Annotated in this window: 23 protein-coding genes, 1 tRNA gene and 1 pseudogene; 10 read left to right on the top strand and 15 right to left on the bottom strand. The window is 65.3% G+C overall.

All coding sequences use genetic code 11. The features are described from left to right. The first annotated feature begins 3 nt into the window (after nucleotides 1-3). Genes C8J45_RS04065 through C8J45_RS04055 form a run of 3 tightly spaced genes read left to right on the top strand, consistent with a single transcriptional unit; the run spans nucleotide 4 to nucleotide 1,753 of the window. Nucleotides 4-282 (top strand): acyl carrier protein, encoded by a 279-nt coding sequence (locus C8J45_RS04065; RefSeq protein WP_093397165.1) that lies wholly within the window; start codon nucleotides 4-6, stop codon nucleotides 280-282. 29 nt (nucleotides 283-311) lie between these two features. Continuing rightward, nucleotides 312-989, top strand: a complete 678-nt coding sequence (locus C8J45_RS04060; protein WP_107961941.1) for a hypothetical protein — start codon at nucleotides 312-314, stop codon at nucleotides 987-989. Further along, nucleotides 977-1,753 (top strand): hydrolase 1, exosortase A system-associated, encoded by a 777-nt coding sequence (locus tag C8J45_RS04055; protein WP_107961940.1) that lies wholly within the window; start codon nucleotides 977-979, stop codon nucleotides 1,751-1,753. Before C8J45_RS04060 ends, C8J45_RS04055 begins: the two co-directional genes overlap by 13 nt. A gap of 103 nt (nucleotides 1,754-1,856) precedes the next feature. Here C8J45_RS04055 and trxB read toward each other — a convergent pair whose 3' ends face one another. Next, entirely contained in the window at nucleotides 1,857-2,825 is a 969-nt protein-coding gene (trxB, locus tag C8J45_RS04050; RefSeq protein WP_107961939.1) for a thioredoxin-disulfide reductase, read from the bottom strand. Between the two features lie 126 nt (nucleotides 2,826-2,951). Here trxB and C8J45_RS04045 point away from each other — a divergent pair, with 126 nt between their 5' ends. The 3 genes from C8J45_RS04045 to fdhD are packed head-to-tail and all read left to right on the top strand — an operon-like array spanning nucleotide 2,952 to nucleotide 6,540. Continuing rightward, nucleotides 2,952-5,240, top strand: a complete 2,289-nt coding sequence (locus C8J45_RS04045; RefSeq protein ID WP_107962250.1) for an FdhF/YdeP family oxidoreductase — start codon at nucleotides 2,952-2,954, stop codon at nucleotides 5,238-5,240. Continuing rightward, a complete protein-coding gene (locus C8J45_RS04040) occupies nucleotides 5,207-5,752 on the top strand; it encodes a molybdenum cofactor guanylyltransferase (protein ID WP_308811331.1) in 546 nt (181 codons plus the stop codon). The genes C8J45_RS04045 and C8J45_RS04040 overlap by 34 nt, the downstream gene beginning before the upstream one ends. After that, nucleotides 5,749-6,540: a formate dehydrogenase accessory sulfurtransferase FdhD gene (fdhD, locus tag C8J45_RS04035; protein ID WP_107961938.1), complete on the top strand. Its 792-nt coding sequence runs from the start codon at nucleotides 5,749-5,751 to the stop codon at nucleotides 6,538-6,540. Before C8J45_RS04040 ends, fdhD begins: the two co-directional genes overlap by 4 nt. Before the next feature lie 33 nt (nucleotides 6,541-6,573). Here fdhD and C8J45_RS04030 read toward each other — a convergent pair whose 3' ends face one another. After that, entirely contained in the window at nucleotides 6,574-7,362 is a 789-nt protein-coding gene (locus C8J45_RS04030; protein WP_107961937.1) for a formate/nitrite transporter family protein, read from the bottom strand. After that, nucleotides 7,359-9,038, bottom strand: coding sequence for an FdhF/YdeP family oxidoreductase (locus C8J45_RS04025; protein WP_258191272.1), 1,680 nt, complete (start codon nucleotides 9,036-9,038; stop codon nucleotides 7,359-7,361). Before C8J45_RS04025 ends, C8J45_RS04030 begins: the two co-directional genes overlap by 4 nt. Between C8J45_RS04025 and C8J45_RS04020 the strand changes: the two genes are divergently transcribed. Then, a complete protein-coding gene (locus C8J45_RS04020; RefSeq protein ID WP_146168564.1) occupies nucleotides 8,995-9,525 on the top strand; it encodes a hypothetical protein in 531 nt (176 codons plus the stop codon). The genes C8J45_RS04025 and C8J45_RS04020 overlap by 44 nt on opposite strands. Nucleotides 9,526-9,616: 91 nt before the next feature. Then, nucleotides 9,617-10,624, top strand: a pseudogene (locus C8J45_RS19525) (recombinase family protein); the annotation flags it as partial. A gap of 110 nt (nucleotides 10,625-10,734) precedes the next feature. Here the strand turns inward: C8J45_RS19525 and C8J45_RS19520 are convergent. The 5 genes from C8J45_RS19520 to C8J45_RS03995 form a co-directional block, all read right to left on the bottom strand. Continuing rightward, nucleotides 10,735-10,872 (bottom strand): hypothetical protein, encoded by a 138-nt coding sequence (locus C8J45_RS19520; protein ID WP_258191271.1) that lies wholly within the window; start codon nucleotides 10,870-10,872, stop codon nucleotides 10,735-10,737. A gap of 335 nt (nucleotides 10,873-11,207) precedes the next feature. Then, a tRNA-Met gene (locus C8J45_RS04010) sits at nucleotides 11,208-11,284 on the bottom strand. A 66-nt stretch (nucleotides 11,285-11,350) separates the two neighbouring features. Further along, nucleotides 11,351-11,860, bottom strand: coding sequence for a 2'-5' RNA ligase family protein (locus C8J45_RS04005; RefSeq protein WP_107962247.1), 510 nt, complete (start codon nucleotides 11,858-11,860; stop codon nucleotides 11,351-11,353). 154 nt (nucleotides 11,861-12,014) lie between these two features. Further along, a complete protein-coding gene (locus tag C8J45_RS04000) occupies nucleotides 12,015-13,913 on the bottom strand; it encodes a potassium transporter Kup (RefSeq protein WP_374956420.1) in 1,899 nt (632 codons plus the stop codon). 287 nt (nucleotides 13,914-14,200) lie between these two features. Further along, on the bottom strand, nucleotides 14,201-14,641 hold the full coding sequence (locus C8J45_RS03995; RefSeq protein ID WP_107961935.1) for an Lrp/AsnC family transcriptional regulator: 441 nt from the start codon (nucleotides 14,639-14,641) through the stop codon (nucleotides 14,201-14,203). A 127-nt stretch (nucleotides 14,642-14,768) separates the two neighbouring features. Between C8J45_RS03995 and ald the strand changes: the two genes are divergently transcribed. Continuing rightward, entirely contained in the window at nucleotides 14,769-15,875 is a 1,107-nt protein-coding gene (gene ald / locus C8J45_RS03990) for an alanine dehydrogenase (protein WP_107961934.1), read from the top strand. A gap of 51 nt (nucleotides 15,876-15,926) precedes the next feature. After that, complete coding sequence (locus C8J45_RS03985) at nucleotides 15,927-16,145, top strand: DUF3072 domain-containing protein (protein ID WP_056058060.1); 219 nt, start codon at nucleotides 15,927-15,929, stop codon at nucleotides 16,143-16,145. A gap of 44 nt (nucleotides 16,146-16,189) precedes the next feature. Here C8J45_RS03985 and C8J45_RS03980 read toward each other — a convergent pair whose 3' ends face one another. From C8J45_RS03980 to C8J45_RS03950, 7 genes are all read right to left on the bottom strand, one after another. Further along, nucleotides 16,190-16,918, bottom strand: coding sequence for a hypothetical protein (locus C8J45_RS03980; protein WP_258191270.1), 729 nt, complete (start codon nucleotides 16,916-16,918; stop codon nucleotides 16,190-16,192). Beyond that, complete coding sequence (locus tag C8J45_RS03975) at nucleotides 16,834-17,214, bottom strand: cytochrome c-type biogenesis protein (protein ID WP_374956414.1); 381 nt, start codon at nucleotides 17,212-17,214, stop codon at nucleotides 16,834-16,836. Before C8J45_RS03975 ends, C8J45_RS03980 begins: the two co-directional genes overlap by 85 nt. Nucleotides 17,215-17,339: 125 nt before the next feature. Further along, on the bottom strand, nucleotides 17,340-17,867 hold the full coding sequence (locus C8J45_RS03970; RefSeq protein ID WP_107961933.1) for a DsbE family thiol:disulfide interchange protein: 528 nt from the start codon (nucleotides 17,865-17,867) through the stop codon (nucleotides 17,340-17,342). Further along, the gene (locus tag C8J45_RS03965) at nucleotides 17,864-19,777 is read right to left on the bottom strand and encodes a heme lyase CcmF/NrfE family subunit (protein ID WP_107961932.1); all 1,914 of its coding nucleotides are present in this window, start codon (nucleotides 19,775-19,777) and stop codon (nucleotides 17,864-17,866) included. Before C8J45_RS03965 ends, C8J45_RS03970 begins: the two co-directional genes overlap by 4 nt. Continuing rightward, nucleotides 19,774-20,220: a cytochrome c maturation protein CcmE gene (gene ccmE, locus C8J45_RS03960; protein ID WP_107961931.1), complete on the bottom strand. Its 447-nt coding sequence runs from the start codon at nucleotides 20,218-20,220 to the stop codon at nucleotides 19,774-19,776. Before ccmE ends, C8J45_RS03965 begins: the two co-directional genes overlap by 4 nt. A 111-nt stretch (nucleotides 20,221-20,331) precedes the next feature. Continuing rightward, nucleotides 20,332-21,057, bottom strand: a complete 726-nt coding sequence (ccmC, locus tag C8J45_RS03955) for a heme ABC transporter permease CcmC (protein WP_107961930.1) — start codon at nucleotides 21,055-21,057, stop codon at nucleotides 20,332-20,334. Nucleotides 21,058-21,247: 190 nt separating this feature from the next. Further along, nucleotides 21,248-22,297 carry a Glu/Leu/Phe/Val dehydrogenase dimerization domain-containing protein gene (locus tag C8J45_RS03950; RefSeq protein WP_107961929.1) on the bottom strand — a complete coding sequence of 350 codons (1,050 nt, stop codon included), beginning with the start codon at nucleotides 22,295-22,297 and terminating at the stop codon, nucleotides 21,248-21,250. Nucleotides 22,298-22,337: the final 40 nt, after the last annotated feature.

Raw genomic sequence — 22,337 nt, 5'->3', positions numbered from 1 at the left:
GCGATGCTCGTGATCTTCGAAGGCACTTCCCAAGTCGAAACGACGGTACGCGCCGTCCTCGCCGATATTCTCGGTCTGAGCGCGGACCGTGTCGCCGCGTTCACCGCCGACACACCGCTGTTCGGCGCGCTGCCCGAGCTCGATTCGATGGCGGTGGCAAGCGTGCTGACCGAACTCGAAGACCGGCTCGGCATCCTGATCGAGGACGACGAGATCGACGGCGAGATGCTCGAGACGTTCGGCGCACTCGTCCAGTTTGCCGCGAGCAAGGCACTGGTCTAGCTTTAACGGGGGGTCTAGCCTCACCCGGGATGACCGCCCTGCGCTTCGATACCTATGACTGGAGCGGCGGCCGCGAGGCGATGCTGCGGTTCGGCGCCGATGCCGACCCGATCGTCATCGCCGCCCTCCCGCTGTTCGAGGAAGCGAACCGCACCCGTCAGTTCCTCGTCACGATTTTGCGCGCACTCGCGGTTCTCGGGATCGGTAGCGTGCTCCCCGATCTCCCCGGCACCGGCGAGAGCATCGTCGTCACCGGCGAAGCGCGACTCCGCGACCAGCGGACAGCCTATACCGAGCTTGCACAGCGACTTGGCCGGAACACTTACGGCATTTCGATAAGAAGCGGCGCGCTCTTCGATACCGAGGCAGGCCTCGCCGGCCGGTGGCAGCTATCCCCGCAAACCGGTGAAGACCTGTTGCGCGAGTTGGACCGTACGCGAGCGACCTCCCGCTCCGCTCCCGCCAGCGAAACCGACTATGCAGGCAACACGCTGTCCCGTGAAATGCTGGCCGACCTCCACGACGCCAAACCCTATGCTGGAGCGGGCCCCCTGCGCGTTGTCAGGCTCGAATCCGATCCGCGCGACGCAGACGTGAAATATGTGGCATCGCCCCTGTGGCGCCGGTTAGAGCCGGACAACGATATCGCATTGGCTCAGATACTTGCCGGCGACATCTCGCACTGGATCGCATCATGCGAACGCTGATCGCGTTCGCTTGCGAAGGCGAAAGCCTTGCCGCAACGCTGGACGAGGCAGACGGGTCGACAGGACTGCTCATCGTGTCCGGCGGCAATGAAATCCGCAGCGGTGCACATCGCGGGATGGCGATGCTGGCGCATCGACTGGCCGCCGCTGGCATACCCGTGTTCCGTTACGACCGCCGCGGCGTGGGCGATTCGACGGGCGACAATAAAGGCTTCCTTAGCGCCGAACCTGACCTGATCGCAGCCGCAGCCGCGTTCCGCCGCGCGGCACCGGGGGTCAGCCGGTTGGTCGCTTTCGGCAATTGTGACGCGGCCAGCACGATCGCGCTGTTCGGACGGCCGGCGGGGATCGACCGGATCATCGTGGCCAACCCCTGGGTCGTGCAACCGATCGACGACCTGCCCCCCGCCGCCGCCATCCGAGCCCGCTATCACAGCGCGCTTCGCGACCCCGCAACCTGGCGACGCGCGCTGACAGGACAGGTCAGCTTTACCAAGCTTCTCAGGGGCTTGAAGAGGGTTGTGACCGCCAAGACTGAAGAGCGTGCTTCACTAGCGACCAACGTCTTGACCGCACTTGACGGCTGGCGAGACGACGCCGCCATCGTCCTTGCGACGGGCGACGCGACCGCGATCGCCTTTGCCGCACGGTATCGCGGTGGCGTAAAAGTGAAGCGGTTCGACACGGCATCCCATAGCTTTGCCGGGGCGGAGAACGCCGCAGCGCTCCACGCCGCGATCGTCGACGGGATGGCGCAGGAGTAGCTACTCTGGTCCTGGTGAACGCAGGGCCAGAGCCATAACCGCTATCGTTTGGAAAGCTGGATCCTGACTTTCGTCAGGATGACGATGACGAAGGACGCGGGCATTATTCCGCGGCTTCGGCCAGCTCCGCAAACTCGGCCGCCGCCAGGAACCGCTCGGCGTCCAGCGCCGCCATGCAGCCCGTGCCAGCCGCGGTCACCGCCTGCCGATACACCTTGTCCGCCACGTCCCCGCACGCGAACACACCCTCGACGCTGGTCCGCGTCGAACCGGTCTCGACCGAGATGTACCCGTCCGAATCGAGATCGATATGGCCGCGGAACAGCTCCGTCGCCGGATGATGCCCGATCGCCACGAACCCGCCATCGACCGCAAGCCGCGAGCGCTCGCCGGTGACCGTGTCCTCGAGCTCCAGCGCGACCAGCCCTGCATTGCCGCCGCCATCGACGAACTCGCGCACCTCCTTGTTCCAGAGCACCGTCACGCCCTTGTGCGCGAACAGGCGTTCCTGGAGGATCTTCTCCGAGCGCAGCGAATCGCGGCGGTGGATCAGCGTCACGTCGGGCGAATGGTTGGTGAGGTACAGCGCCTCCTCGACCGCGGTGTTGCCGCCGCCGATGACGGCGACCTTCTTGCCGCGGTAGAAGAACCCGTCGCAGGTCGCGCAGGCGCTGACGCCCTTGCCCTTCATCGGCTCCTCGCTGTCGATGCCGAGCCACTTCGCCTGCGCGCCGGTGGCGATCACCAGCGTGTCGCCCTCGTACACGTCGCCGCTGTCGCCGATCAGGCGGAACGGGCGGCTGGTCAGGTCGACCTGCGTGACGGTGTCCCACATCATCCGCGTGCCGACGTGCTCGGCCTGCGCCGTCATCTGCTCCATCAGCCACGGGCCCTGGATCACGTCCTTGAAGCCGGGATAATTCTCGACATCGGTGGTCGTGGTCAGCTGGCCACCGGGCTGGATGCCCTGCACGACGATCGGCGCCATCCCGGCACGCGCGCCATAGATCGCGGCGGAGAGCCCGGCCGGGCCCGAGCCGAGGATAAGCATGCGGGTCGTGTGCGTCGTCATCGGAGTTCCTTGGAGATTCGAGAGTGCATCTAGGGGATGCGCGGCCGGATTTGAACCGCCGGTAAATCTGTGCCGCCTGCATCGAAAGCTTTGCCACTGCGTTGGACGACAAAAGCGGAGATGAGCATGAGCGACGACCGGACCGTAGAGATCGAGGATTACACCGCACCGGCAGGCGGCTGGGGTTCGATGAAGTCGCTCGTCGAGATTTCCGCGCGCGAGAAGGTCGGGCCGGAAGTGATCCGCGAACTGGCCCGGCAGAACAAGCCGGATGGGTTCGCGTGTGTGAGTTGCGCTTGGGGCAAGCCGGCGCATCCGCATGTTGCGGAGTTCTGTGAGAACGGGGCGAAGGCGACGGCGTGGGAGCTGACCTCGTTCCGGGTGACGCCAGCGTTCTTTGAGCAGCATACGGTCAGCGAACTGATCGGCTGGAAGGATTACGATCTCGAACAGGCCGGGCGGCTCACGCATCCGCTGAAGTATGATGCCGCGACCGACAAATATGCGGCGTGCAGCTGGGACGAGGCGTTCGCGGGCATTGGCGCCAAGCTGAAGACCTATGATCCGACCAAAGTGATCTTCTACGCGTCGGGCCGTGCCAGCCTCGAGACGTCGTACATGTATAGCCTGCTCGCGCGGATGTATGGCAGCCAGAACCTGCCCGACAGCTCGAACATGTGCCACGAGACGACTTCGGTCGGGCTGAAGTCGGCGATCGGCTCCGCGGTCGGCACGATCCACCTGTCGGACTATGAGAAGTGCGACGCGATCTTCTACTTCGGGCAGAACCCCGGGGTGAACAGCCCGCGATTCCTGCATCCGCTGCGCGATTGTGCGAAGCGCGGGGTCGAGATCGTCGTGTTCAACCCGCTCAAGGAGCGCGGGCTGGAGAAATTCCAGGATCCGCAGAACCCGATCGAAATGGTGACCGGCAAGTCGACGCCGATCGCCTCTCAATACCATCAGCTGAAGACCGGCGGCGACGTCGGCGCGATCATGGGGATGTGCAAGTATCTGATCGAGGCCGACGACAACGCCAAGCGGATCAACGGCCTGCCGGTGCTAGACCACGCATTCCTAGCCGAGCACACGACCGGGTTCGAGGCGTTCGCTGATGTCGCACGCGCGACCGAATGGTCGACGATCGAGCATGAGAGCGGCCTGCCCCGCACCGAGATCGAGGCGGCGGCGAAGGTCTATGCCAAGTCGAAGGCGGTTATCGCGGTGTACGGCATGGGGCTGACGCAGCATGTCGGCGGGATCGACAACGTTCACATGGTCGTCAATTTGATGCTGCTGCGTGGGAATATCGGCAAGCCGGGTGCGGGCATGGGGCCGGTCCGTGGTCATTCGAACGTCCAGGGCCAGCGCACCGTGGGCATCACCGAGAAGCCCGAACTCGCGCCGCTCGACAAGCTTGCCGAGCAATATGGCTTCGAGCCGCCGCGCGAGAAGGGTTGGGATACGGTCGAGGCGTGCGAAGCGGTGCTCGACGGCAGCGCGCAGGCGTTCGTCGGGCTTGGCGGCAATTTCGTGCGGGCGATCCCGGATCATGCGCGGATGGAGCCGAAGTGGCGCGCGTTGGACCTGACGGTGCATATCGCGACCAAGCTCAACCGCTCGCACCTGCTGCCTGGCGAGACGTCGTATTTGCTACCCTGCCTCGGCCGGATCGAGACCGACATGCAGGGCACCGGGCCGCAGAGCGTGTCGATCGAGGATTCGTTCAGCCAGATTTACGGCTCGAAGGGCAAGGCTACGCCAGCGTCCGAGACGTTGCTGTCCGAGCCAGCGATCGTCGCGGGAATCGCCAAAGCGACGCTCGCGCCCAATCCGAAGCTCGATTGGGATGCGTGGGTGCGTGATTACGCGCGCGTTCGCGATGCGATCGAGGTGACGTATCCGGACCTGTTCAAGAACTTCAACGACCAGATGTTCACGCCCGGTGGCTTCTGGAAGGGCGTGCCTGCGGCGCACCGCGAATGGAAGACGAAGAGCGGCAAGGCGGAGATCAACGTTCCGCAGGCGCTGAACGTCACGGGGTTCGAGGAGGCGGACGGCCGTTTCCGCCTCATGACGCTGCGGTCGAACGACCAGTTCAACACGACCGTCTATGGCTATCACGACCGTTTCCGCGGCGTGAAGGGTACGCGCGACATCGTGTTCATGAACCGCAGCGACATGATCCGTATGGGGATCACCGATGGCGACGACGTCGATCTGGTCGGCGATGCGGGTGGCAATTCGGATCGCCGCCTGAACAAGCTGCGCGTGGTCGAATATGCGATCCCCGAGGGTTGCCTTGGCGCCTATTACCCCGAGTGCAATCTGCTCATACCGGTTGCTCACCATGCTCGCGAAAGCCATGTTCCGGCAGCGAAATCGGTGCCGGTTCGGATCGAGAAGACGCGCTGACCGGGCAGCGTATTCTCGGCGTCGTACTTGCGGGCGGGAGGTCGTCGCGCTTCGGGTCCGACAAGGCGATGGCGGTGTTGGACGGGCGCGCGCTGGCTGAGCATGCGCGCGCGCTGCTGTCGCCTCATGTCGAGACCGCGGTGATCGCGGGACGCGACGGCGCGATACCTGACCTGCCAAGTCCGGATATCGGGCCATTGGGGGGCATCGCTGGCGCGCTCGGTTATGCGGCCTCGCGCGGATTCACGTCGGTGCTGACGATCGCGTGCGACATGCCGTGGTTGCCGGATGGGTTGCTGACGGCGCTGTCCGGACGTGCCTCCGCCTATTGCCCCGACGCTCCGGTGCTCGGGCATTGGGAGACGGGATTGCTTGGCAATTTGCTGACCCATATCGAGACCGTGCCGCGACGCTCGGTGCGCGGTTGGGCCGAGGCGATCGGGGCTATCCCGATCCCGGCGGGTGCGCCTATTCCGAACGTCAACACGCCGCAGGACCTCAATACCTTATGACCACGTCGCGCAACCAAGCGATCAAGATCCTGCGGCCTGATTCGATTACCGCGGGCGAGCGCGCCATCGCCGTCGAAGTCCCCGTCGCGATCGAGATCGACGGGCTTGGTTATGCGGTGATGATGATGACGCCCGCCGACCTGGTCGAGTTCACGACCGGCTTCCTTTTGACGGAGCGGCTTGCGGACAGCGCGGACGACGTGCGCGACATCGATATCTTCGAGGCGGAGGCCGGCTGGATCGTTCGGGTCGGGCTGTCCGATCGGTGTAAGGGCCGCATCCACGACCGCGTCCGCCACCGGACCAGCGACACGAGTTGCGGGTTGTGCGGGATCTCCGGGCTCGAACAGCTCCGCAAACCGGTCTCGAGGACGCCGCCAAAGCCCGATACGCCTGTGGACGCACTGTTCGCGGCGTTGGGTGGGTTACGCGCTCACCAGCCTCTCAACGCGGCTACGGGCGCGATCCATGCCGCCGCCGCCTGCGACCGCGAGGGTCGGATCGTTGCGGCGTACGAAGACGTCGGCCGTCACAATGCGCTAGACAAGCTCGTCGGCGGCATCGCGATCACGAGGCAGCCGATCGACGGCTTCATCCTCGTCACGTCGCGGATCAGTTTCGAGATGGTCGACAAGGCACTGATCGTCGGTGCGCCGATGCTGGTGGGCATCTCCGCACCGACCAGCCTGGCGATCGATCACGCACGCGAGCACGGCCTGACGCTGCTCGCGCTCGCCCGCAGCGATGCGATCCTGGTCGTCAACGATCCGTGGGACGTGTTCGCGTAGCAGCAGGCCCGCCGCTGCTACACAAAACCACCGTTACTTGGCGGCCTGCACCGCGTCAGTCTTCGACGCGACCAGATAGCCGCCGACGACGAACACCAACGCGCCGATCGTGTTGCCGACGGTAACGATCGCGAGATTGCGGATCATGCCGCCGAGGTCGATCGAGGAGTTGGGCACCAGCAGACCGAGCGTCAGCGCGGTCATGTTGGCGACCGAATGCTCGAACCCGGCGGCGACGAAGGCGAGCAGGATCCAGGCCATCGCGATGCACTTGGCGGTGTCGCCAGTCATCCGCGCCGCGGTCCAGATCGCGAGGCAGACGAGCCAGTTGCACAGGATCGCGCGCGCCATCAGCGCGGTCGCGTCGACCGAGACCTTGTGCAGGACGTACGCGTGGAACATCGTATCGGCATTGGCGAAGATCGCACCGCCGCCGCCTGCCGCGAACACCAGCGACAGAACGACGCCGCCGACCAGATTGCCGATCCACACGACGACGGCCAGCTTGAGCGCGTCTCCGATCGTGATCGTCCGGCGCGCGAGGCCGAAGCCGAGATACATCACGTAGCCGGTGAACAACTCAGCGCCGGCGAACACGGTGAGGATCAGCCCGAGCCCGAAGGTCGCGCCCATTACCAATGGTCGTACGCCGGGTTCGAGCCCAGAGCCCGTGCTGAGCGCGAGGATCATCGCGATGCCGATATACGTGCCTGCGAGGATCGCGCCCGCGAAGAACCCCGCGGGAGAACGCCGCAACGCCTCCGCCTTGGTCGCCGCCAGGGTCGCGTAGGTGTCGATCGTCGACGAATAGCCGGTGCTCATGCGTGTACTTTACTCTCGTGCCCGACGATCCCCGCCCGCACCACGCCGCGATCCGAACCCATGTCGGCGGCGGCAGGACGGACGGTCACCGGGATGGATTTGTAGGAAGGGGTGAAGCTCTGCGGATCGTGATCCTCGAGCGCGATCAACGGCTGCGTCTCGGGGTAGTAGGAAGCGACGCAACCATCGGGCAAAGCGTAGCGGACCAGCATCAGCTTCTGCACGACGCGGTCGGGCCGGGCGAACTGAAGCGCGGTGGCGATGTCGACGACGTCGCCCTCCTTGTGCCCCAGCCGTGCCATGTCGCGCTCGTTCATGAACAGGATGTCGCGGCGCCCGAACACACCGCGATAGCGGTCGTCGAGGCTGTAGACGGTGGTGTTGTACTGATCGTGCGCGCGCAGCGTGGTGAGCCGCAGCACGGTCGGATCGCCCGCGCTCTCGTCCTCCTCGACACCCTTGGCGACGATGAAGTTCGCCTTGCCGCTGTCCGTCTTCCACTCGCGCATCGCCGCCGAGTTCGGCAGGTGGAAACCGCCCGGCTTGCGGATACGTGCGTTGTAGTCGGCGAACGCGGGGAACACGGCTTCGATCTTGTCGCGGATCAGGCTGTAGTCGCCGACATAGGCATCCCAGTCGATCTCGACCGGCGATCCCCTGACTGCCAGCGTCGCCTTGGCGATCTCGCCGACGATCCAGATCTCCGACTTCACGTTGTCGCCCGGGGGCATCAGGAACCCGCGCGAGGCGTGCACCATCGACATCGAATCCTCGACCGTGACCGATTGCTGACCGGTCGCCTGCATGTCGAGTTCGGTCCGCCCCAGGCACGGCAACACATACGTCGCCTTCGCCATCAGCAACTGCGTGCGGTTGAGCTTGGTGGTGATGTGGACCGCGAGGTCGAGGTTGCGGAAGCCTTCCGCACACGCCTGCGGATCGGACGAGGCGATCGCAAGATTGCCGCCGAGGCAGACGATCGCCTTGGCGTGGCCGTCGCGCATCGCCGCGATGCTCTCGACCACCGAATGGCCGTGCTCGCGCGGTGGCTCGAACCCGAACACGTCGCGCATGTTGTCGAGCAGCAGAGGCATAGGCCGCTCGGTGATGCCGACGGTGCGGTCGCCCTGGACGTTGCTGTGACCACGCAAGGGGCAGATGCCCGCGCCCGGCTTGCCCATGTTGCCGCGCAAGAGAAGCAGGTTCGCGATCTGCTGGACGTTGGTCGTGCCGGTGCGATGCTGTGTGACGCCCATGCCGTAGCAGCAGATCGTCGACTTCGACTTCGAATAGGCGAGCGCAACCTCTTCGAGATCACTGCGGGATAGACCGCTGGAGCGCTCGATATCCGCCCACTCGGTGGTGGCGAGATCAGCGATATAGGCGTCGAGCCCGGCGGTATGCTCGGCGATGAACGCGTGATCGAGCGCGCGCTCGCCGCCGGAGACCTTGGCCGCCTCGTCGAGCGCGACCAGCGCCTTGGCGATGCCCTTCAGCGCTGCTGCGTCGCCGCCGACCTTCACCTGGTAATAGCTGCTCGCGATCGGGGTGGCCGACATCGTCGCCATCTCGACCACCGACTGCGGCGATTCGAAGCGTTCGAGCGAGCGTTCCTTGAGCGGGTTGAAGACGATGATCTTGCCACCGCGCTTCGACACTTCGCGCAACGTCGCCATCCAGAAGCACTTTGCTCAGCGTCGGCTGGCGATGCGAGCGGCCACCGTGGATCACTGGCATCCCATCGAACAGTTCGACGGTTGGCCGACCGGCGAGAGCAATCCGGTGTTCGTCGCTGTGACGGCCGAGGGTCACAAGCCAGTCGTAGGCGAAGCGTATTTTGATCCCGAAGCATACGACGGCACCTGGTGGTGGGCAGGAAGCCGAAAGGATGACTACCACGAGAGTCCGATCGAGGAGATGCAGCACGGCAAGGTGACGCACTTCTGCGCCATGCCTACTGCCCCATCGCTGCCGCTCGATTCGGATATGGGCGTCACGGGCAATGCGATCCTGCTTCTCGGCTACATTGGCGGCGCAGTATCGCGTGACGGCGTGTACGAGATCGAGAGCGTGTATTCAGTGACGGGCGGGCAAGTGGTCCGTCACTGCGCCTCCGGCAACCACTACGCGATCGCCGTGCGCCAGATCGACGGTGTCGAATGAGCCCGCAGATCGCCAACCTCGTTCGTACGATTGCCCGCCAGATGGCGGCAGAGGATGTAGCGCACACATCCTCGACATCCCGGAGTCGCCAATGCCCCGTTGCGCCATCTACGCTCGATTCTCTTCCGACCGGCAATCCCAAACCTCGGCAGACGACCAGGTCGCGGACTGCCGCGCTCGCGCCGAGCGCGAAGGGTGGGAAGTCGTCCAGGTCTATGCCGACCTCGCCATCTCCGGCGCCTCGAACAAGCGGCCCGGTATGACCTCAATGCTCGCCGACGCGGCCGCGGGGTCGTTCGATATCGTCTTGGCGGAAGCCCTCGATCGGATCGCACGCAACCAGGCAGACATCGCGACGATCTATCAGCGCCTCGTATTCGCAGACGTCCGGATCGAGACGCTTTCGGAAGGGCACGTGAACGAGCTGCACATCGGCCTGAAGGGCACGATGGGCGCGTTGTTTCTGAAGGACCTCGGCGAGAAGATCCGCCGCGGTCAGCGAGGAACCGTTTCGCGCGGCCGGATCCCCGGCGGACTTTGCTACGGCTACGACGTCGTTCGAGAGTTGAACGAGAAGGGTGAGCTGGAAGCTGGCCGCCGTCGAATCAATCCAGAGCAAGCCGAAGTCGTTGTCCGGATCCTCACCGAGTATGTCGCGGGTCGGAGCCCGAAGCTGATCGCGCACGGCCTGAACCTCGATGGCATTCCATCCGCCCGGGGCGGTGAATGGCGAGCGAATGCTATCATCGGCAATAAGGCGCGGATGATCGGTGTTCTGCACAACCCGATCTACGTCGGCCGCTTTGCTTACAACCGGGTACGCATGCTGACCGATCCGGAGAGCAGGAACCGGATCTCGCGCGCGAATCCTACCAGCGAGCTTCAATTCGCAGAAATGCCAGAGCTTCGCATCGTCAGTGACGAACTGTGGGAGCAAGCGCAGCAGGCCCGCGAGTATCGCGCCGCCCGCCCCCTTCCGAACCGGAAGCGCCCCAAGCACCTGCTCTCCGGGCTCGTACGGTGCGGCCAATGCGACGCGACCTACTTCATGGTCTCAGGCACGAAGTTCGGCTGCTCACGCCATCGTGAGGCCGGCACGTGCACGAACAATGTTCGGATCGAGAACACAGAGCTTCAGCAGCGCGTGGTCGACGGCCTTCAGGAGCAGCTGTTGTCTCCGGAGGCGGTTTCCTTGCTCGTCAGGGAATATCACGCCGCGCGGGATCGCCAGTTGCGCGAGACGGCTAAGACCCGCCACTCGATCGAGCGACGTTTGCGCGCGGCCGAGGTGGCGATCGCGCGCCTGGTCTCGGCGATCGCGGACGGTGCCGCGGACTTTGCGGACATCAAGGACGCGCTAGCTCAGAAGACGGCCGATCGCGATCGCGCCCGCCATGAGCTCGGCGAGGAAGAAGCCGTGCCCGTCATCGCGCTTCACCCGCGAATCGCGGACGCCTACCGGAAACGGATCAAAGGGCTCGCCGCGGCGCTGAGCAAGGGCGAGATCGCTGGCGATCCCGTTGCCAGTCAGATCCGCGACCTGATCGACGTAATCTACGTCCGGCCGCGAACTGATGGCACGGCCGAGATCGAAGTGATCGGCTCGCTAGAGTCGGCCGTCGCACTGGCGACAGGTACCGACGGCAAAATCAAGAAAGGGAGGTCGCCTGCTGCGACTATGATGGTAGCGAAGGAGGGACTTGAACCCCCGACCCCAGGATTATGATTCCCGTGCTCTAACCAACTGAGCTACTTCGCCGTACCGTCCGTCAGGGAAGCGTTCTTCCCTGCGAGGCGCGGCCTATAGGAAGCGGTTTCGAGGCGGTCAAGCGAACATGTGCCGGGAAATCGCTTCCCACGGTCCGCCGCGGTACCACCATGCGCCAAGACCGGCGATTTCGACGTCCTTCGGGGTGAAATCACGCTGCAGATTGCCGAGCAGAAGCTTGGCGACTTGCGGGCTTACCTTGTTCTGGATCGTGACGTGCGGACGCCAGCCGCCGGCGTCCTGCGGCGTGAGCATGCCGGTGAACGCGTCGGCGAGGCGCGCGCGGATGTTGACAAGCTCGGGAGACTCGATCCGGTAAGCCACACCCCGTCCGAGCGACATCAGGCCGCCCACGCGCGCCTGCGGGGCACGTATGCCGCGCGTTTCCTGGTTGAGGCGGTGCTTGAGCTCGTCGAGACCCGAGGGCGGCAGGTGGTGGAACAGCGTTAGGTGCGCGTCGAGCTGGTTGCGCTCGGGCGGGAAATGCTCGCGGCGCATCGCGTCGAAGAACGCGGTGTCCTTGCGGCCGAACAAGGCGGTGACGATGATCGGGGCTACTTCGGTCATGCCGGTCATCAGAAAGACACCTCCCCGGCGAAGGCCGGGGTCCAGTTGGGAAACGTCGATGACGGACGTTGCGCTTCGTTACTGCAACCTGTCCGGCTGGACCCCGGCCTTCGCCGGGGCGGTCCGACTTTGGCGCAGCGTATGGGGTAGATCATCAAATCTCGACCTGACTGCCCAGCTCGACGACGCGATTCGTCGGCAGGCGGAAGAACTCCATTGCGCTTTCCGCGTTGCGGAGCATCCAAGCGAACAGCTTCTCGCGCCAGATCATCATGCCGGGCTTGTCCGACGCGAGCAGCGTCTGGCGCGACAGGAAGAAGCTGGTGTCCATCATCTTGAAGTCCGCACCGCAATTATGGACCTGGCGTAGCGCGGCGGGCACGTCGGCGTCCTCCATGAAGCCGTAACGCAGCACGAGGCGGTGGAAGCCGTCGCCAAGCTCCTCGCGCACCGCACGGTCGTTGGCGGGCCAATAAGGCTGGCCAACGATCTTCACGGTGAGCAGGATGACGCGCTCGTGCAGCACCTTGTTGTGCTTGAGGTTGTGGAGCAGCGCGTGCGGCACGCCGTCCGCGGTCGAGGTCATGAACACCGCCGTCCCCGGCACGCGCGACGCCGAACTCGCGGCCGAGCCGATGAACACCTTTATCGGCATCGCCGCCTCGTGCATCCGGTCGATCATCAGCTGCCGCCCCTTCGACCAGGTCGTCAGGAAGGTGAAGATGATGAAGCCGACCAGCAGCGGGAACCAGCCGCCGGCGGGTACCTTGGTCAGGTTGGCTGCGAAATAGGCGCCGTCGACGGTAAAGAAGATCGCCAGCAGCGGGATCGCCGCGATCTTCGGCCAGTTCCAGAGGCGGAACAGCACGACGCCGAGCAGACACGTATCGATGAACATCGCCCCGGTCACCGCGATGCCGTACGCGCTCGTCAGGTTCGACGAGGTGCGGAAGAACAGCACGAGCAGGATCACCATCACCATCAGCGCGCCGTTGACGAGCGGGATGTAGATCTGGCCGGCGGTCGAGGCGCTGGTGTGCTCGATGCGAAGACGCGGGATGAAGCCGAGCTGGATCGCCTGCTGCGTCACCGAGAACGCGCCGGAAATCACCGCCTGCGACGCGATCACCGCGGCCATCGTCGCGAGGATGACGAGCGGAAGCTGGAGGCTTTCGGGAGCGAGGTTGTAGAACGGGCTGACCAGCGCCTCGCGACCATCACGAAACAGCAGTGCGCCCTGCCCCATATAGTTGAGGATCAGCGCCGGGAGCACGAAGAACAACCACGACAGGCCGATCGGCTTGCGGCCGAAATGCCCCATGTCCGCGTACAGCGCTTCCGCGCCGGTGACCGCGAGGACGACCGAGCCCAGTGCCAGGAAGGCGCGCTCGGGGTCGATGATGAAGAACTCGACCGCGTAGTGCGGCGACAGTGCCCAGAGCACCTCGGGGGTCTGGACGATGCTGAGGATGCCGAGCACCGCGATGACGCTGAAATACACCAGCATGATCGGCCCGAATACGAGGCCGATGCGCGCGGTGCCGCTCTTCTGCACCCAGAACAGCGCGATCAGGATGACGATCACGATCGGCAGCACAAGGCCAGCGAACGCCGGCGCGGCGACGGCGAGGCCTTCGACCGCGGACAGCACTGACACCGCGGGCGTGATCATGCTGTCGCCGTAGAACAACGCCGTCGCGAACACGCCGAGCAGGATGATGCCCTTGCTCCAGCGCTTCGTCTTGGTCTTGCCCGAGACGAGCGCGAGCAGCGCGAGGCTGCCGCCCTCGCCCTTGTTGTCGGCGCGCATGATGATGATGACGTACTTGACCGTCACGACAATCATCATCGACCAGAACATCAGGCTGATGACGCCCATGATGTGCGCCGCGTCGAGCGCGAGCTTGTGGTGGCCGGCGAAGGTCTCGCGGAAGGCGTAGAGCGGGCTGGTGCCGATATCGCCGAAGACGATGCCGATCGCACCGAAGGCGAGCTTCAGCATGCCGTCGGAGTTGTGATGCCCCGTCTCGAGATCGAGATTGGCGGGTGGCACGGTCGAGGCCGCGGCGGTCTGGTCGACGCTCACTGGACGGTGAATCGGCCCGGAAGTGCAGCAATACTCATCGAATTTCCGATTTCACCCTGTGCCCCAAGCGCGCGCATTTAGCATGCGGGGTAGAGGGCGGCAACGGCGGGGCGGGCAACGTGGATTAACTGGGGCTGATCGGACCGGCGCGTAAGGTGAGAACGCTCCCGCTTCCGTTCTCCTGCGAACGCAGGAGTCCAGGGTCACGGGCGCCGTCTTTTCTGGCCCTGGATTCCTGCATTCGCAGGAAAACACTATCGCCTGATTACCTCCCGAATGACGAAATGCGACGCCAACCGCGTCACCCCCGGCAGTTGCGACAAGGTCTCGCGGTGGATCCGCTCGAACGTCTCGCCGCGGCGGATCTCGACGTGGAGCATGTAGTCCGCCTCCCCGCTCATCAGGAAGCATTGGACCACTTGCGGACACTCGACGATCTCCGCCTCGAACGCCGCCATCGTCTCCTTGCGCTGATCGCGGAGCGTCACGTTCACGAGGACGATGCTGGGATCACCGCGCGCTGCCTGCGACAGCACCGCACGATAGCCGGTGATCGCGCCGCTCTCCCGAAGTTGCGCGACACGGCGATGCGCGGCGCTCGCCGACAGGCCGACGGCGTCGCCGAGCTCGGCGCTGGTGAGGTCGGAATTGGCGGCGAGCAGGTCCAGAATCCTGCGTTCGATCGTGGTGCTCAAGATTATCCCGTTTCGGCGGCAACAGATGCAATCATCTTGCAGATACGGTATCGCACCGCGACCAGTTTGCGAACCCTTCCCGTCCAAGGCGCGCTAGTATGGCGCAAACGATAATGGAGTGGAATCAATGCGCGTCGGTGTCCCCAAGGAAATCAAGAACCACGAATATCGCGTCGGCCTGACCCCGCCGTCGGTCGCTGAACTGGTCGCGGCCGGTCATGAGGTCGTCGTCGAGACGCAGGCCGGATCGGGCATCGATTTCGAAGACCAGGACTATGTCGACGCAGGCGCGACGATCCTGCCGACCGCCGCCGCGGTGTTCGCTGGCTCCGACATGATCGTGAAGGTCAAGGAGCCGCAGCCGAGCGAGATCGCGATGCTCGAGCCGCGCCATCTGCTGTTCACCTATCTCCACCTCGCCGCCGACAAGCCGCAGGCCGAGGGGCTGATGAAGTCCGGAGCGACCTGCATCGCGTACGAGACCGTCACCGACAACCGTCGCGGGCTGCCGTTGCTGAAGCCGATGTCGGAAGTCGCGGGCCGCATGTCGGTGCAGGTCGGCGCGCATTACCTCGAGAAGGAGCAGGGCGGACGTGGCGTCCTGCTCGGCGGCGTTCCCGGTGTCGCGCCCGCCAAGGTCGCGATCCTCGGTGGCGGCGTCTCGGGCGTCAACGCCGCGCAGATGGCGGTCGGCATGCGCGCCGACGTGACGATCTATGACATCTCGAACGATCGCCTCGCCGAACTCGACATGTTCTTCTCGAGCCAGATCAAGACCGCCTACGCCTCGAAGGCCGCGATCGCGGCTGCGGTGAAGAACGCGCATCTGGTTATCGGTGCGGTGCTGGTGCCGGGAGCGGCTGCGCCGAAGCTCGTCACGCGCGAGATGCTCAAGACGATGAAGCGCGGCTCGGTGCTGGTCGACATCGCGGTCGACCAGGGCGGGTGCTTCGAGACGAGCCACGCCACGACGCACGAGGATCCGGTGTTCGAGGTCGACGGCGTGATCCATTACTGTGTCGCCAACATGCCGGGCGCGGTCGCACGGACTTCGGCATTCGCGCTCAACAATGCGACGCTGCCGTTCGCGCTGAAGCTCGCCAATCTCGGCGCCGAGGCGGCGATGAAGGCCGACCCGCATCTCGCCAACGGGCTGAACGTCTACAGGGGCAAGATCGCGTACAAGGCGGTCGCCGATGATCTAGGTTTACCTTACGAAGCATGGGCGGGCTGACTCGGGAACGGATACGGAACATGGGTGTTGGACAGGGGAAAGGAATTTCCAATGTCCGACACCCCGAACCCCAAGTCCGAACCGTTCTCGAACGCCGAGAAGGACCCGGACGACTGGACCACCGGCGACGAGAAGATGACCGGTGCGCAGGCAAGCTACCTCAAGACGCTGTCCGAGGAAGCGCATGAGGAATTCGACGAAACGCTGACCAAAGCGGATGCGTCGAAGAAGATCGACGAGTTGCAGTCGAAGACCGGCCGCGGGCAGTAAGCCCCTTCATCCCGTCATCCTGGGTTTGACCCAGGGTGGCGGGATTATTTTGGGCCTGCGTTCGGCGTATCCTGCATAGCCAGGAACCGATCCAGCAACGCGAGCCGAGTGGCGATCTCGCCCCGGTATGTGATGTTGGCTGGCGTCAACGCCAGCGCTTTTGCCCAATATGGCCGGGCCGTCGCGAACTCTCCCGCACGCACATACGCCAGCCCCAGAAAGAACGGCGGAGCAGGATGCTTCGGGGCCAGCCGCATCGCCTGCTGGAACGCGAACAACGCGGGCGGCGAAACCTGGTTGGCGTCGTGCGCCGCCAGCGCATTGGCGAGCCCGGTCCACATTACCACGCTCTTCGGGGCAATCCTGAGCCCCCCGAGCAACACCTGCACCGCCGCGCGCCGGTCGCCGATCCGCGTCATCGCGTCCGCCGCAACCAGATACGCTGCCGCGCCTGTATACCGCTCGAGCATCTGGTCACGCAGTTCGATCATCGCGCCGTCGTCCGGCGTCGCTGCAAGCCCGGGCGACGCTTCATGGCCGGCAAGCCCTGGCTGCCCCTGCCACGCATACCCCGCCGCACCGAGCATTAACGCGGACGCGACCATCGTCCACAGGACACGGTTCACCTTCAATACTGCGAGCAGCGCAAACACACCGGCGCCGATCGCGGCCAGCCAGACGTACCCCATCAGCGTGTTCTCCGCCGGAAGCTCGACCGCGCGATCCAACTGCCGATGCCGAGCAGCAGAATCGGCGCTAGCCACAACGGCCATGTCAGGCCGGATAGGGGCGGGTCATAGGTCACGTAATCGCCGTAGCGCGCGATCAGCCAATCGCGGATCGAGGCAGGCTTTTCGCCACGCTTAATCCGCTCGCGGACGAGCGCGCGCATGTCGGCCGCCATGTCGGCATCGCTGTCGGCGATCGACTGACCCTGGCAGACGAGGCAGCGCAACGTCTCCATGAGCGCTCGGGCGGAGGCTTCCTTGGCCGGGTCGGCGAGTTGCACGTTCGCGTAATGCGCTGGTGGTGCAACCGGCTGGGCGAAAGCCGGCGAGATGCAGAGCAACAGCGCGGCAAGAACCTCCCCTCCCGCTCGCGGGAGGGCATGACGCGCGCCTGCGGTTGGTGAGACACGAGAAGCCCCTCCCCTAGCCCCTCCCGCAAGCGGGAGGGGAATGAAGTGCAAGCCCCTCACCGCGCGTCCTTCACGGCTTGCACGATCTCGGCAACATTCTCAGGCCGGATATCGCCGATGATCTGCTTCACGACGATCCCGCGGCCGTCTATCACGAACGTCTCCGGCACGCCTGACGAGCCGAGCGCCAGTTGCACCTGGCTGGCCCGATCGCTGCCGATACGCTCGTACGGATCGCCGTTGCGGCGCAAGAACCCGGCGATCGCCGGTGCAGTGTCGCGGATCGCGATCGCGTCAATCGGTACGCCCATCGCTTTCAGACGCATCAGTTGCGGCGCCTCGGCGATGCACGGGATGCACCAGCTCGCGAATACGTTGAGCAACCGCGGCTTGCCCTGCCGGAACGACGCGCTAGTGAGGCCCGGCTTGCCGGGGACCATCGCCGGCAGCGCGAAATCGGGGAGCGGCTTGCCGACCATCGCCGATCGCACCACCTTCTCCGCGGGCCGGAACAGCCCGCTCGCCACCACCGCGAACAGCAGCGCGAAAATCGCCAGAGGCACCCAGAGTGCGAACCGCTTCATGCCCATTCAGCCCGTATCGCGGCACGTCGCCCGCGCCGCACCCGGCCGAGCAGCGACAGCATACCGCCGAGCGCGATCAGCACCCCGCCGAACCAGATCAGCGTCACGAAAGGCTTCCACCACAGGCGAAGCTGCCACCGCCCCTGCCCGTCCGGCTGGCCGAGTACGGTGTAGAGCTGGCCGTCGAGCACCGTCAGGATGGCGGACTCGTTCGTGCTTGTCGGCGGGTTGGCGAAGAAGCGGAGTTGCGGGCGCAGAATGCTCTCGCTGCTACCACGCGTCGCGGTCAGGCGGGCTTCGAGGGCCGACCAGTTCTCGCCGATCACCGGCGAAATGCCGTCGAGCGTCACGGTGTACGGCCCGACCCGCGCCGGCTCGCCCGCGCGCACCGCGACCAGCGTTTCCTTGGTGAAGGCGCTGTCCGACGCCATCCCGGCGAGGCTTACCGCGATGCCGAGATGCGCGATGACCATGCCGTAGGTGAACAGCGGCGTGCGCCTAAGGTTGCGCTTCCACAGAGGCGCGACGCTGGCGACGGCAAGACCAGCGGCTAGCGACAGCCCGGCCCAGGGGAGCAAGCCCGGCCAGACGAACAGCAACGCGATCGCCGCAAGCAACGTCGCACCGATCGGCAGCATCACGCGGCGCAGCACGGCCTTCGCATCATCCCGCCGCCAGCGCAGCAACGGACCGACGGCCATTACCGCAACCAGCAGCAGCGCGATCGGCCCCGCCGCCTTGTTGAAGAACGGCGGCCCGACCGACAACTGCACGCCGAAGCTCGCCGCGACGATGGGGTAGAGCGTACCGATCAGGACGATGCCGAGGATCACCGACAACAGCAGGTTGTTCGCGACCAGCCCGCCCTCGCGGCTGATCGGATCGAAGGTGGTGCCCGCGCGGACGGTGCCGATCCGCGCGGCGAACAGCGCGAGTGCGCCACCGATGTAGATCGCGAGCAATGCCAGGATGAACGCGCCCCGCTCCGGGTCGACCGCGAACGCGTGCACGCTCGTCAGGATGCCCGAGCGCACTAAAAACGTGCCGATCATCGACATCGAGAACGCGACCACCGCCAGCATGATCGTCCATGCGCGCAAACCGTCGCGGGTCGCGAGCACGGTCACCGAATGGAGCAAAGCGGTGGCGGCGAGCCACGGCATCAGCGAGGCGTTCTCCACCGGGTCCCAGAACCACCAACCGCCCCAGCCGAGCTCGTAATACGCCCAGTACGATCCGGCGGTGATGCCGAGCGTCAGGAATATCCACGCGATCAGCACCCAGGGGCGCATCGCCTTCGCGAACGCCGGGCCGACGTCGCGTGTGACGAGCGCGCCGACCGCGAACGAGAACGCAACCGAGAGGCCGACATAGCCCGTGTAGAGCGTCGGCGGATGGAACGCCAAGCCGGGGTCCTGCAACAGCGGGTTGAGGCCGAGACCGTCGGCCGCGGCGGGGTTCAATCGCGCGAACGGGTTCGAGGAGAACAGCAGGAACGCGTAGAAGCCGAGCGCGATCGTCGCCTGCGCGCCGAGCGTGGCGGTGAGCGTGCGTTCGGGCAGCGAGCGCTCGAATATCGCCACCGCCCCGCCGGCCAGCCCGAGGATCGTCACCCAGAGCAGCATCGAGCCTTCGTGGTTCCCCCAGGCGCCGGCGAACTTGTAGAGCCACGGCTTGGCGGAATGGCTGTTCTCGACGACCAGTTTCACGGACATGTCGGAGTCGAGGAACAGCTCGATTAGTAGCGCCATCGCCAGCAGGGCGAGCAGGCCTTGCACGATCGCCACAGGCCGCACCGCTGCCGCAACGTCTTCACGGCCGCGCGCGATGCCGATCGCTGCCATCACCAGTTGCAACGCCGCGAGCGCGCCCGCGAACCAGAGCGCGGCTAGGCCTGCTTCGGCGATCATTGCTTGGCGTCCGGTTCGAGCGTCTTGGTCTCGTGCATCTTGCCGGCCATCTCCGGCGGCATGTATTTTTCATCGTGCTTGGCGAGCAGGTTCGACGCTACGAAGCTGCCGTTGGGCTGGAACTGGCCTTCGGCGACGACGCCCGATTTTTCGCGGAACAGGTTAGGGACGATGCCCGCGAAGACTACCGGCGTGGTCGCCTGTCCGTCGGTGACGACGAACTGCACGGTCACGCCGTCCGCGGCGCGCTTTAAGGACCCGCCCGCCACCATCCCGCCGAGCCGAACCGCACGGCCAAGCGGAAGGCCGTCGCGACGCACGTCGGAGGGCGCATAGAAGAATGCGGCCTGATCCTTCAATGCGGACAGCGCGAGCAGCCCTGCAACCACGACGGCGCCAAGCGCAAGCAATGCCAGCGTCAAGCGTTGATGCTTGGCCTTCATTTCTCGGACCTACGCATCGCCAGATAGCTTAGCAACGCAATGATCGCGCCGCCTCCCAGCGTCACGACATACGCGGCAGTCACGAACGGCCAGGGGCTCATGCGGCCACCTTCACGATCTCGCCATCCTGCGCATGCGCGCCTCGGATTTCGCAACGGCCAGCATCGTCCGCATCCGCATCAGGACTATTCCCGCGAACACGAAGGTAAAGCCGGCCAGCATGATCGGCAGCGGCCACAGGATCGAGCCATCGATCGTGGACTTGGTCAGCCCGATGCTCGGCCCCTGGTGCAGCGTGTTCCACCACACCACCGAATAGCGGATGATCGGCAGCAGCACCGACCCGGCGATCCCGTACAGCGCCGGCACGCGCCCGTCGCCGCCACGATCCGCATCCGCCTTCGCGAGCACCATGTAGCCGAGATAGACGAAGAACAGCAGCAGCATCGAGGTCAACCGGCCGTCCCATTGCCACCACGTTCCCCAGGTCGGCCGTCCCCAGATCGAGCCCGTCATGAGACATAGCGCCGCAAACACCGCACCCGGCAGCGCAACCGCGCGCGCGGCGACGCTGGCTAGCGGGTGGCGCCAGACGAGGAACGCGATGCTGGAGATCGCGATCCCGCTCCACCCGCCCATGCCGAGCCAGGCGGCGGGGACGTGGATGTAGAGGATGCGGACGGTCTCGCCCTGAAGATAGTCGGGCGGGGTCTGCGTCAGGCCTGCCCAGCAGCCGAGCACGATGAATGCAACGCCAAGCCAAAAGAGCGCAGGCGTCAAAGGCTTGGCGATCTTCAGAAAGCGTGCCGGATTTGCGAAGGCGTGTAGGGTGGCCACTGGTGGTACCACTATGGCAACAATACGAGGCTGTCACCTTGGACTTGAGACCCTCTCCCCATAGGGGAGAGGGAGGGGCCCGCCGCACTTGCGGTGGGAAGGTGAGGGGGAGTGAGGCTCGGGTCGTTTACCCCAACCACCCCTCATCCGGCACTTTGAGCCACCTTCTCCCCGGAGGGGAGAAGGACCGTTACCGGCCGATCAGGCGCTTTGCGATCGAGTCCGACACGTCCGAGGCTGGCTGGCCAGTACGGTCGCTCTCGTTCCAGACCTCGATCAAACGCTCGGGGATGCGCGCGATCCGGGCCTTCACCTCGGCCTCGTCGCCGTGACCCAGATACTCCAGGCCGACATTGATGATCCCGCCTGCGTTGATCACGTAATCCGGCGCATACAGGATCCCGCGAGCATGCAGCCGCGCGCCATCCTCACGGACGCTAAGCTGGTTGTTCGCGCCGCCCGCGACGACCTTCGCCTTCAGCGCCGCGATCGACATCTCGGTCAGGATCGCACCCAGCGCGTTCGGGCTGAAGATATCCGCTTCGGTCGTCAGGATGGCCTCGGCCGCCACCGCGGTCGCGCCGAGCTCAGCCGCCAGCTTCTGCGCACGACCCTCGTCGACGTCCGCCAGCGTCAGCACCGCGCCGTCCTTGGCCAGCAACCGAGCGAGCCCGCCGCCGACCGAACCGACGCCCTGGATCGCGACGCGCACGCCCTTCATGTCGGTCGCGCCGAGGCCACGCTGGGCCGCCGCCTTGACGCCGAGATAGATGCCGAGCGCGGTGTACGGACCGGGATCGCCACCCGCAGCGCCGCTCGCGACCGGCAGGCCGGAGACGTAGCGCGTCTGGCTGGCGATCACCTTCATGCGGTCTTCGGACATGCCGACGTCTTCGGCCGTCACGTAACGCCCGCCGAGCGAGTCGACCGCGCGACCGAACGCCTCGAGCTGCGCCGTCGTGATGACGTCGCCGGGCTTGGCTGCGAGCACCACGCCCTTGCCGCCGCCAAGCTCCAGGCCCGCCATCGCGTTCTTGAAACTCATGCCACGCGACAGGCGCAACGCATCGGTTACCGCGCGGCCATTGTCCGCATAATGCCAGAAGCGTGCGCCACCGGCTGCCGGCCCGAGCTTGGTCGAGTGCACCGCAATCACCGCGCGCAGGCCCGATTCGGGATCGGTGAAGGCATGAACGCCCTCGTGGTCGTCGAAATCGGGAAGGTCCCAAACCGCTGTCATCGCCGGCTCCTGAGGAGAATAATATTACCGGGAGGCGAAA

This window comes from Sphingomonas sp. PP-CE-3G-477, assembly GCF_003050745.1.
GTDB lineage: Bacteria > Pseudomonadota > Alphaproteobacteria > Sphingomonadales > Sphingomonadaceae > Sphingomonas.
Note: the sequence above shows the minus strand (reverse complement) of the source record. Positions and strands in the feature narration are given on the sequence as shown.

Excerpts from the sequence above, each read along its gene's own strand:
- ald (WP_107961934.1), top strand. The coding sequence starts at position 14,769 with ATGCGCGTCGGTGTCCCCAAGGAAATCAAGAACCACGAATATCGCGTC.
- C8J45_RS03950 (WP_107961929.1), bottom strand. The coding sequence starts at position 22,297 with ATGACAGCGGTTTGGGACCTTCCCGATTTCGACGACCACGAGGGCGTT.
- C8J45_RS04020 (WP_146168564.1), top strand. The coding sequence starts at position 8,995 with ATGATCTTGCCACCGCGCTTCGACACTTCGCGCAACGTCGCCATCCAG.
- C8J45_RS03980 (WP_258191270.1), bottom strand. The coding sequence starts at position 16,918 with ATGGCCGTTGTGGCTAGCGCCGATTCTGCTGCTCGGCATCGGCAGTTG.
- C8J45_RS04030 (WP_107961937.1), bottom strand. The coding sequence starts at position 7,362 with ATGAGCACCGGCTATTCGTCGACGATCGACACCTACGCGACCCTGGCG.
- C8J45_RS04005 (WP_107962247.1), bottom strand. The coding sequence starts at position 11,860 with ATGACCGAAGTAGCCCCGATCATCGTCACCGCCTTGTTCGGCCGCAAG.
- C8J45_RS19520 (WP_258191271.1), bottom strand. The coding sequence starts at position 10,872 with ATGTCCGCAAAGTCCGCGGCACCGTCCGCGATCGCCGAGACCAGGCGC.
- fdhD (WP_107961938.1), top strand. The coding sequence starts at position 5,749 with ATGACCACGTCGCGCAACCAAGCGATCAAGATCCTGCGGCCTGATTCG.
- C8J45_RS04060 (WP_107961941.1), top strand. The coding sequence starts at position 312 with ATGACCGCCCTGCGCTTCGATACCTATGACTGGAGCGGCGGCCGCGAG.
- C8J45_RS03970 (WP_107961933.1), bottom strand. The coding sequence starts at position 17,867 with ATGAAGCGGTTCGCACTCTGGGTGCCTCTGGCGATTTTCGCGCTGCTG.
- C8J45_RS04025 (WP_258191272.1), bottom strand. The coding sequence starts at position 9,038 with ATGGCGACGTTGCGCGAAGTGTCGAAGCGCGGTGGCAAGATCATCGTC.
- C8J45_RS03985 (WP_056058060.1), top strand. The coding sequence starts at position 15,927 with ATGTCCGACACCCCGAACCCCAAGTCCGAACCGTTCTCGAACGCCGAG.
- trxB (WP_107961939.1), bottom strand. The coding sequence starts at position 2,825 with ATGACGACGCACACGACCCGCATGCTTATCCTCGGCTCGGGCCCGGCC.
- C8J45_RS03965 (WP_107961932.1), bottom strand. The coding sequence starts at position 19,777 with ATGATCGCCGAAGCAGGCCTAGCCGCGCTCTGGTTCGCGGGCGCGCTC.
- C8J45_RS04065 (WP_093397165.1), top strand. The coding sequence starts at position 4 with ATGCTCGTGATCTTCGAAGGCACTTCCCAAGTCGAAACGACGGTACGC.
- C8J45_RS04055 (WP_107961940.1), top strand. The coding sequence starts at position 977 with ATGCGAACGCTGATCGCGTTCGCTTGCGAAGGCGAAAGCCTTGCCGCA.
- C8J45_RS04045 (WP_107962250.1), top strand. The coding sequence starts at position 2,952 with ATGAGCGACGACCGGACCGTAGAGATCGAGGATTACACCGCACCGGCA.
- ccmE (WP_107961931.1), bottom strand. The coding sequence starts at position 20,220 with ATGAAGGCCAAGCATCAACGCTTGACGCTGGCATTGCTTGCGCTTGGC.